Annotated in this window: 9 protein-coding genes; 6 read left to right on the top strand and 3 right to left on the bottom strand. The window is 63.4% G+C overall.

Annotation, left to right across the window (positions count from 1 at the left end; all coding sequences use genetic code 11):
• From EOC06_RS26615 to EOC06_RS26625, 3 genes are all read right to left on the bottom strand, one after another.
• A partial coding sequence (locus EOC06_RS26615; RefSeq protein WP_128309179.1) for an aminotransferase class III-fold pyridoxal phosphate-dependent enzyme occupies positions 1–421 on the bottom strand: 421 nt, incomplete at its 3' end.
• 38 nt (positions 422–459) lie between these two features.
• Positions 460–1,953 carry an NAD-dependent succinate-semialdehyde dehydrogenase gene (locus EOC06_RS26620; RefSeq protein ID WP_128309180.1) on the bottom strand — a complete coding sequence of 498 codons (1,494 nt, stop codon included), beginning with the start codon at positions 1,951–1,953 and terminating at the stop codon, positions 460–462.
• Positions 1,954–2,368: 415 nt separating this feature from the next.
• Positions 2,369–2,860 carry an Lrp/AsnC family transcriptional regulator gene (locus tag EOC06_RS26625; RefSeq protein ID WP_127269511.1) on the bottom strand — a complete coding sequence of 164 codons (492 nt, stop codon included), beginning with the start codon at positions 2,858–2,860 and terminating at the stop codon, positions 2,369–2,371.
• Between the two features lie 83 nt (positions 2,861–2,943).
• On the opposite strand from EOC06_RS26625, the gene EOC06_RS26630 reads away from it, so the two are divergent.
• The 6 genes from EOC06_RS26630 to eutA all read left to right on the top strand — a co-directional run bounded on the left by EOC06_RS26630 (position 2,944) and on the right by eutA (position 8,680).
• Positions 2,944–4,329: a PLP-dependent aminotransferase family protein gene (locus EOC06_RS26630; protein WP_128309181.1), complete on the top strand. Its 1,386-nt coding sequence runs from the start codon at positions 2,944–2,946 to the stop codon at positions 4,327–4,329.
• A gap of 271 nt (positions 4,330–4,600) precedes the next feature.
• Positions 4,601–5,392 carry an ectoine/hydroxyectoine ABC transporter ATP-binding protein EhuA gene (gene ehuA, locus EOC06_RS26640; RefSeq protein WP_128309183.1) on the top strand — a complete coding sequence of 264 codons (792 nt, stop codon included), beginning with the start codon at positions 4,601–4,603 and terminating at the stop codon, positions 5,390–5,392.
• Positions 5,393–5,479: 87 nt separating this feature from the next.
• Positions 5,480–6,334, top strand: a complete 855-nt coding sequence (gene ehuB, locus EOC06_RS26645; RefSeq protein WP_128309184.1) for an ectoine/hydroxyectoine ABC transporter substrate-binding protein EhuB — start codon at positions 5,480–5,482, stop codon at positions 6,332–6,334.
• 212 nt (positions 6,335–6,546) lie between these two features.
• On the top strand, positions 6,547–7,206 hold the full coding sequence (gene ehuC / locus EOC06_RS26650) for an ectoine/hydroxyectoine ABC transporter permease subunit EhuC (RefSeq protein ID WP_013530328.1): 660 nt from the start codon (positions 6,547–6,549) through the stop codon (positions 7,204–7,206).
• Positions 7,207–7,240: 34 nt separating this feature from the next.
• Entirely contained in the window at positions 7,241–7,900 is a 660-nt protein-coding gene (ehuD, locus tag EOC06_RS26655) for an ectoine/hydroxyectoine ABC transporter permease subunit EhuD (RefSeq protein WP_127270574.1), read from the top strand.
• A gap of 3 nt (positions 7,901–7,903) precedes the next feature.
• Entirely contained in the window at positions 7,904–8,680 is a 777-nt protein-coding gene (eutA, locus tag EOC06_RS26660; protein WP_127807773.1) for an ectoine utilization protein EutA, read from the top strand.
• Positions 8,681–8,752: the final 72 nt, after the last annotated feature.

Here is an 8,752-nt window from a genome sequence, read left to right on the forward strand (position 1 = left end):
GCCGGCCGAGCACGTTGTTGTAGTACCAGATCAGCTTGATGTTGGTTTCGTTGGCATCCGAGCCGGAGAGGCCGAAATAGACCCGCGACATACCCTGCGGCGCGCGATCGATGATCATTTTGGCCAGCGTGATCGAGGCCTCGGTGCCGTGGCCGACATAGGCGTGGTAGTAGGCGAGGTTCTTCGCCTGGGCGGCGATGGCGTCGGCGATCTTCTGGCGGCCGTAGCCGACATTGACGCAATAGAGGCCGGCGAAGGCGTCGAGGCTCTTCTTGCCATTGTTGTCCCAGACGGTGACACCTTCGCCGCCGGCCATGATGCGCGTCGGGCTTTCGCCCCGCGCATGCGTTCCCATATGGGTCGAGGGATGGAAGAAGTGGTCGCGATCCCAGGCGGCGAGTTCGTTGGACTGGTCGAGCATTCTTTTGACTCCTGACAAAACGGTGATTCCGGCGCAGCTTAAGCTACATCGAGGCAGAGATATTTGAGATCGGTGAAAGCCTCGAGTCCGTGGCGCGAGCCTTCGCGCCCGATGCCCGATTGCTTGACGCCGCCGAACGGAATCGGCGCGCCGGTGATCTTGACGCGGTTGATGGCGACCATACCGTAATCGAGGGCGCGGCCCATACGCTGCTGCCGGCCACCATTCTTGGTCACGACATAGGCAACGAGGCCATATTCGGTAGCGTTGGCGCGGGCGATCACTTCGGCCTCGCTGTCGAACGGCGTCACGGCGGCCACCGGACCAAAAGTCTCCTCACGCATGATCAGCGCTTCGTCAGTGACGTCGGCCAGCAGCGTCGGCTGGTAGAACAGGGGGCCAGCCTGGTGCCGCTTGCCCCCGGTGAGGCAGCGCGCGCCGTGAGCGATGGCATCGGCGACCTGTTCCTCGACCTTCTTGACGGCGCGCTCGTGCATCAGCGGGCCGATGTCGGTGCTATCAGCAAGGCCATTGCCGGTCCGCAACGTCTCGATACGCTTGGCGAAGGCGGCACAGAACCGATCGTAGATCGGACGCTGGACATAGATACGGTTGGCAGCGAGGCAGTCCTGGCCCGACGTGGCGAATTTGGCGTCGATGGCGATATCAACCGCTTTGTCCAGATCGGCATCGGCAAAGACGATCAGCGGGGCGTGGCCGCCAAGCTCCATCACCAGCCGCTTCATCGTCGCAGCACTTTGCGCGGCGATCAGCCGGCCGATCTCGGTCGAGCCGGTAAAGCTCATGGCGCGAACGCGCGGGTCTTCGCACATCCGCCCGACGATGGTCGAAGCCTTGCCGGTGATGACGTTGAAGACGCCGGCGGGCAAGCCGGCGCGTTCGCCGAGTTCGGCCAGCGCCAGCGCCGACAGCGGTGTTTCCGAGGACGGATGCGCAACGATCGTGCAGCCGGCGGCAAGGGCTGCCGCAGCCTTGCGGGTCAGCATCGCCGACGGAAAATTCCACGGCGTGACGACGCCGACGACACCGAGCGGCTCGCGTCGCACCATCATCTCGGCGCCCGGCAGATGGCTTGTGACGCTCTCGGCATTCAAGCGTTTTGCTTCTTCGGCATACCATTCGACGAAGGAAGCGGCATAGTCGATTTCGCCCAGCGACTCCTGCAGCGGCTTGCCCTGTTCCAGCGTCATCAGCAGAGCGAGGTCTTGCTTTGCAGCGATGATCAGCTCGAACCATTTCCGCAGGATTTTCGAGCGCTCCTGCGGCAACAGCGCCCGCCACGCCGGGAAGGCGCGCGCGGCGGCATCGATCGCCTTCGTCGTCTGCCGGCCGTCGAGCGCGGCGACGAAAGCGACTGTGGTGCCGGTGGCCGGGTCGGTGACTTCGAAGCTTTCGGCAGCCTCGCTCGCCGTCCAGTGGCCATCGACATAGGCGAGTTCACGCAGCAGCCGGCGGTCGGCGAGGCGATCGAGCGCTTCATGGCGATGCGAGCGGGCGAAATGCGCGGACATGGTCGAGACCTCCCGGTTCGGACTGATGCGGGAAGATTATCCGTCCCGATGCAGACAGAGAGGCTGTTTGGACAGCCCCATAGAGAGAGATTGTCTCTATTGGCCCGCGGGCGCAGATGATCTCTCTGCTGACCGGTGGGCGGCACTAAACCTGGAGATTGGCCGAAGCCTCCCCGCCTTCGTCATCCACGGGCGGAGCAGGAGCGAAGCGACGCGGCGGAGACCCGAGGATCCATGCCGTGATCTTGGTCGAGGAATGCAGCGGAGCAGAATTCTGCACCGCAGCAGCGCTTTGAAGTCGCGGCATGGATCCTGGGGTCTGCGCCGCGTCGCTGCGCTCCTTGCTTCGCCCCAGGATGACGACGTGACGGGGGTTTCGATCAGTCTCCTGGGTGTACGGTAGGGGAGATTGACCTCATGCTTGCGCCGGCAGCAGGTCGGCTATGGGCAGCGCGATCTCGTCCTTCACTGTCTTGATGACGATGTAGGTGAAGTAGCGATCGATGCCGATTTCGCGGTCGAGCAAGCCGTCGACCAGCCGCTGATAGGCGTCGATGTCGCGCGCCATCACCTTCAGCACATAGTCGACGCCGCCGCCCACCGACCAGCAGGCGACGATCTCTGGGATGTCTCGGATGACGCGCTCGAAGCGGTCGAAATCGGCCTGGCGGTGGTTGGCCAGGGTCACCTCCATCAGCACGGTGGCGACGGGTGCCACGACGCGCATGGCGATCCTGGCGTGATAGCCCGAGACGATGCCGGCCTTTTCCAGCTTGCGCAGCCGCATCCAGCACGGCGTCGGCGACAGTCCGACCTGCTCGGCCAGCGCCAGCTTGGTGATGCGTCCGTCGCGCTGGATGGCGTCGAGGATTTTCAGGTCGATCGGGTCGAGTTTCGCTGATGTCATCGGCGTCCACTTTTTCGTCCACCGCACCATGACGGCGCATTATTTCGATTGTCAATTGCACTGATTTCGATCTCTAATAAGTCATGACATTGTGGCAACCCGATCCCGCACTCATCCGGCGGCCGGCATATCAATCGCTGGCCGACCAGTTCGCGCGTGCCATCCATGACGGGCGCCTGGCCAATGGTGCGCGGCTGCCGACCCATCGCAGGCTGGCCGACGATCTGAAACTTTCGGTGCAGACGGTCAGCCGCGCCTATGAGGAACTGATCCGTCGCGGCCTGATTTCGGGCGAGATCGGCCGCGGCAGCTTCGTCCAGACGCAGCGCCGCGAGCCGGAGCCGCCATATCTGCCCGAGCGGCTCGGCGAAGTCATCGACCTGTCGATCCTGAAACCGGTTTGTGAGCCGATGCATCTGGAGCGGCTGAAACAAGCACTGGGCTGGCTGGCTGAGAACCTGCCGTCGAGTTCAGCACTTTCGTTCCGGCCCAACATGGTGTTTCCGCGCCACCGCGCGGTGGCGGTCGAATGGCTGAGGCTTTGTGGCCTCGATGCATCGCCGCAGAACGTCAGCCTGACCAACGGCGCCACCGCCGGCATGACCGTGGCGCTGATGAGCGTCGCGCCGCCGGGCTCGACGGTTGCCACCGAGGCGATCGGCCACCACACGCTGGTGCCGCTGGCGCGCTATCTCGGCTTCAATCTGGAAGGCCTGCCGATCGACGACAATGGCCTGATCCCGGAAGCGCTGGGCGAGGCCTGCCGGCTTTCCGACATCCGCGCGGTCTTCGTGCAGCCCTCGGTGATCAACCCGACGGCGACCCTGATGGATGCGCGGCGGCGAGAAGAGATCGCCGCGGTCGCGCGCAAGCACGACATCGCCATCATCGAGAACGATGTGCTCGGTCCGCTGGTCGAAGACCGGCCGCCGCCGGTTGCCGCGTTCGCGCCGGAGCGCACGCTCTACGTCACCTCCTTCACCAAGATCACCGTGCCCGGTCTGCGCATCGGCTATCTGGCCGCGCCCGACCGCTACGTCGCCGCCGTCGCCAACCGGCATCTGGTCTCGAACTGGATGGCGACGCCGCTGGTGGCCGAGATCGCCACCAAATGGGTGACCGACGGCACGGCGATGGAGCTTGTCCACTGGCAGCGCGCGGCTTTGCGGCGCCGGCAGGATATTGCAGCGCAAGTGCTGGCGGGGGTGGACTATCGCGCCCGGCGCGACGGGTTGCATGTCTGGCTGCAACTGCCGGCCGACCGGGCCGAGGAAAGCTTTGTCGCCCAGGCTCGCCTGCAGGGCGTGGCGATTGCACCCGGCACGTCCTTCCGTATTTCGGCTGCGCCGTGGCATCCGGCGGTACGTATCTCGCTGGGTTCGACCACCGAGGGGGAACTGCGCGCCGGCCTCGGCGTTGTCACCAAGCTTTTGCTCGGCGATCCCGAGCACCTGCTGCTCGCTATCTAGCGAGCGCGCCGCTATCCGGGTGATGCCGGCCTGCGAAAGGCAGCCTCTTGCGCTTCCGGTACTCACGTACGAAAAGTACGCTCCGTTCCGGTTCTCGGAGGCTCCCATTCTCGGCTCGGCCTGACCCGAATCCCGGCGCACTCTTCGGCACTGGTTGCTCAAGAATTGTGCGGAATGGGAAATATTGTCATGATATTATTTTCCCAATTGACATGATTTGGTGCGTTCCGCATCGTTAAGGGCACAGGCTTCTCCAGCACGGGGAATTTATTTGTCCGCATCAGCGCCCATCATCAAGATCGACGGCATCTCGAAGAGCTTCGGCAGCTTCAAAGTGCTGGACGGCCTGTCGATGCAGGTCATGCCCGGCGAGAAGCTGGCGCTGATCGGCCCGTCGGGTTCGGGCAAGACGACGATCCTGCGCATCCTGATGACGCTTGAGCGCATCGATGGCGGTCATATCCAGATCGACGGCGAGCAGCTCTACCACATGGAGCGCAACGGACAGTTGCTGTCCGCCGATGAGCGGCATCTCACAAGGATGCGCCAGAAGATCGGCATGGTCTTCCAGCTGTTCAACCTGTTTCCGCACAAATGCGTCATGGACAATGTCACGCTGGCGCCGATGCTGACCAAGGGCACGCCGCGTGCTGCCGCCGAAAAGCGGGCGATGGAACTGCTCGAAATGGTCGGCATGGCCGACAAGGCCAAGTCCATGCCGGCGCAGCTGTCCGGTGGCCAGAAGCAGCGCGTGGCAATCGCCCGGGCGCTGGCGCTGTCGCCGAAGATCATGCTTTTCGACGAGGTGACGTCGGCGCTCGATCCGGAGCTGGTCGAGGAGGTGATGAACGTCATGCGCAAGCTGGCCGCCGAGACCGACATGACCATGCTGCTGGTCACCCACGAGATGGGCTTTGCCCATGATTTCGCTGACCGGGTACTGTTCTTCGATCGTGGCAGGATCGTCGAGGAGGGCAAGCCCGACGAGATTTTCCGCAATCCCAAGCAGGAGCGTACGCAAGGCTTCCTGAAGAAGATCATCGCGGCCGGACATCGCGTCTGACCGCAATGCCCAGGGCGACGAAGTCGTCCCGAGGTGGCGAGGGCCGCCCCGTAACAAAGCAAGACAAGAAACAAGGAGTTGGGAACAATGAAGAAGAAACTTGGCATTCTGGCTGGCGTCGCCAGCCTTACGCTGGCGGCGGTGCTGGCCGCCTCGAGCGTGGGTTCGGCCGATGACAGCAAGCTCGAACAACTCAAGGCGCAAGGTTTCGCTCGCCTCGCCATCGCCAACGAGCCGCCCTACACGGCGGTCGCCGCCGATGGCAAGGGTTCGGGTGCCGCGCCCGATGTGGCCCGCGAGATATTCAAGCGGCTCGGCGTCGCCGACGTCGCCGCTTCGATCTCTGAATATGGCGCCATGATCCCCGGCCTGCAGGCCGGTCGCTTCGATGTCGTCACCGCCGGCCTGTTCATGAAGCCGGAACGCTGCGCCGCCGTCGTCTATTCCGAGCCGGTGCTTTGCGATGCCGAGGCGATGTTGGTGAAGAAGGGCAATTCGAAGGGCTTCAAGAGCTATGAGGATGTCGCCAAGGATACGACTGCGACCATCGGCGCGCCAGGCGGCGGCACCGAGGAGAAGCTCGCGCTCAATGCCGGCGTGCCACGCGATCGCGTCATCGTCGTGCCGGATGGCCAGAGCGGCGTGAAGATGCTCCAGGATGGTCGCATCGACGCTTATTCGCTGCCCGTCCTGTCGATCAATGATCTGGTCAAGAAGGCCAACGATCCGAACCTCGAAGTCATCGCTCCGGTGCAGGGCGCACCGGTCTATTGCGACGGCGCCGCTTTCAAGAAGGGTGATGAGGCATTGCGCGACGCCTTCGACGTCGAACTGGCCAAGATGAAGAAATCGGGCGAGTTCGCCAAGATTATCGAACCCTACGGCTTCTCGGCGGCGGCGGCGATGTCGACCAGCCGCGACAAGCTCTGCGCGGCGAAGTGATTTTTCCTTCTCCCCGTTCAACGGGGAGAAGGTGTCACGAAGTGATGGATGAGGGGCGGCGCCAAGTTCTGAGACTCTAGTGCCGCCCCTCATCTGCCTGCCGGCTTTCGTTGCTCGAAAAGCCAAGCAATTGGCTTTTCGCCCGCTACGCGGACCGCTCCTCAACTCCCCGTAAACGGGGAGAAGGAGCTAAACCCAACGTTGGAACGTAAATGACCCAGTGGTCCGGCTATTTCGGCCTGATATTGCAGGGAGCGCTTGTCACCATCGAGCTGACGCTGATGGGGTCGGTGCTGGCGTTGATCATGGCCTTCCTCGCCGGCATGGGGCGCGTATCGCGCTTCTTTGCGCTGCGTTGGTTGGCCACCGCCTATATCGAATTCTTCCGCGGCACCTCGATCTTCGTGCAGTTGTTCTGGGCCTATTTCGTGCTGCCCTTCATCGGCATTTCGTTGACCCCGTTGCAGGCCGGCGTGCTGGCGCTCGGCCTCAATGTCGGCGCCTACGCCGCCGAAGTCGTGCGCGGCGCCATCCAGTCGATCGGCCGCGAACAGTATGAGGCCTGCACCGCGCTCAATCTCGGGCGGTGGCAAGGCATGCGCCACATCATCCTGCCGCAGGCGCTGCTGGTGATGCTGCCGACCTTTGGCAACAACGCCATCGAATTGCTCAAGGCGACCGCCGTGGTGTCGCTGATCTCGCTCACCGACCTGACCTTCCAGGCGCAGGTGGTGCGCGCCCAGACCGGCAACACCCTGGTGCCATTCACCACCATCCTGATCATCTATTTCATCCTCGCCCTGCTCATCTCGTGGGGCGTGCGCTCGCTGGAACGACGCATGGCGCGCGGCCTCGATGGGGTGCGTGCCTGATGGCCAATTTCCTTCTGATAAATTGGGCCTGCTGATGGAATGGGATTGGAATTTCGTCTGGGAAATCATGCCGACGCTGATCCAGGGGGTGAAGATCACCATCCTGGCGACGCTGCTCGGCTCGGTGCTGGCGGCGGTCGTCGGGCTGGGCATTGCGCTGGCGCGCCGCTCGCCCAACAAAGCGCTGTCGCGCACGGTCGGCTGGGCGGCTGAATTCATCCGTGGCACGCCGCTGCTGGTGCAGCTCTATTTCATTTTCTACGTGCTGCCCGACATCGGCATCCTGTTGCCGCCGCTGGTCGCCGGTGTCATCGGGCTCGGGCTGCATTACGGCACCTACACGGCCGAGGTTTATCGTGCCGGCATCGACAATGTGCCGCGCGGCCAATGGGAGGCCGCCAAGGCATGCAATTTGAGCGCCAGTCAGACCTGGACCCACATCATCATTCCGCAGGCCATCCCGCCGATGATTCCGGCGCTCGCCAATTATTTCATCGCCATGTTCAAGGAAACGCCGCTGCTGTCGGCAATCACCGTGCTGGAACTGATGAACCAGGCCAAAAGCGTCGCCAACACCTACTATCGCTATATCGAGCCGATCACCTTGGTCGGTGCTTTCTTCCTGGTCATCAGTTTATTTTCGGTCGTGCTGCTGCGCTGGCTGGAACGCCGCTACGGCAAGATCGAGAGGTAACCGATGAAACCCTTGCCCGAGATCAAGATCTACCCGAAACGGCCGGCGCTGGATGCACGCCCGCTCGACATGCGCATCGGCCTGATCATCCTGGCCACTGACCACACCAGCGAACCGGATTTCCGCCGCATGGTGGCGAGCGAGCGGGTCGGCGTCTATGTCGCGCGCATTCCCTATGCCAACCCGACGACGCCTGAAAACCTGCGCAAGATGCAGCCGGCGCTGACGGCGGGCGCGGCCCTGATCCTGCCGGACGAGAAGCTCGATGCCATCTGCTATTCTTGCACTTCGGCCTCGGTGGTAATCGGCGATGCCGAGATCGAGGCGGCGATCCAGGTCGCAAAGCCCGGCGTGCCGGTGGTCACACCGCCGATGGCGGGCGTGCGCGGGCTGCGTGCGCTGGGCGCAAACAAGCTCAGCATCCTCACTCCCTACACGGTCGAGACATCCAGGCCGATGGCCGCCTATTTCGCGGCGCGCGGCTTCGAGATCGTCAGCTTCACCTGCCTCGGTTTCGAGGATGACCGCGAGATGGCGCGCATCGCACCGGCAACGCTTGTCGATCTTGCGCGGGAAGCGACGGACGCCAGCGCCGATGCGCTGTTCGTGTCCTGCACGGCGCTGCGTAGCGCCCTCGCGGTCACCGGCATGGAAAATTCTATTGGACGTCCCGTGGTGACCAGCAACCAGGCGACCGCCTGGAATTGTCTGAGATTGTGCGGGGATGAGGCGCCGCATCCTGAGTTCGGGCGGCTGATGACGTTGCCGTTGGTTCAGTAAGACGATGTCCCACATTCACGAGCGACCCCCTCTGGCCTGCCGGCCATCTCCCCCTCGAGGGGGGAGATTAGC

It is taken from the genome of Mesorhizobium sp. M7A.F.Ca.MR.362.00.0.0 (assembly GCF_004023175.1).
In the GTDB taxonomy this organism is placed as follows: Bacteria; Pseudomonadota; Alphaproteobacteria; order Rhizobiales; family Rhizobiaceae; genus Mesorhizobium.

Bases quoted from the DNA above. Each gene is read 5' to 3' on its own strand.
- EOC06_RS26620 (WP_128309180.1), bottom strand. From the start codon at position 1,953: ATGTCCGCGCATTTCGCCCGCTCGCATCGCCATGAAGCGCTCGATCGC.
- EOC06_RS26625 (WP_127269511.1), bottom strand. From the start codon at position 2,860: ATGACATCAGCGAAACTCGACCCGATCGACCTGAAAATCCTCGACGCC.
- EOC06_RS26630 (WP_128309181.1), top strand. From the start codon at position 2,944: ATGACATTGTGGCAACCCGATCCCGCACTCATCCGGCGGCCGGCATAT.
- ehuB (WP_128309184.1), top strand. From the start codon at position 5,480: ATGAAGAAGAAACTTGGCATTCTGGCTGGCGTCGCCAGCCTTACGCTG.
- ehuC (WP_013530328.1), top strand. From the start codon at position 6,547: ATGACCCAGTGGTCCGGCTATTTCGGCCTGATATTGCAGGGAGCGCTT.
- ehuD (WP_127270574.1), top strand. From the start codon at position 7,241: ATGGAATGGGATTGGAATTTCGTCTGGGAAATCATGCCGACGCTGATC.
- eutA (WP_127807773.1), top strand. From the start codon at position 7,904: ATGAAACCCTTGCCCGAGATCAAGATCTACCCGAAACGGCCGGCGCTG.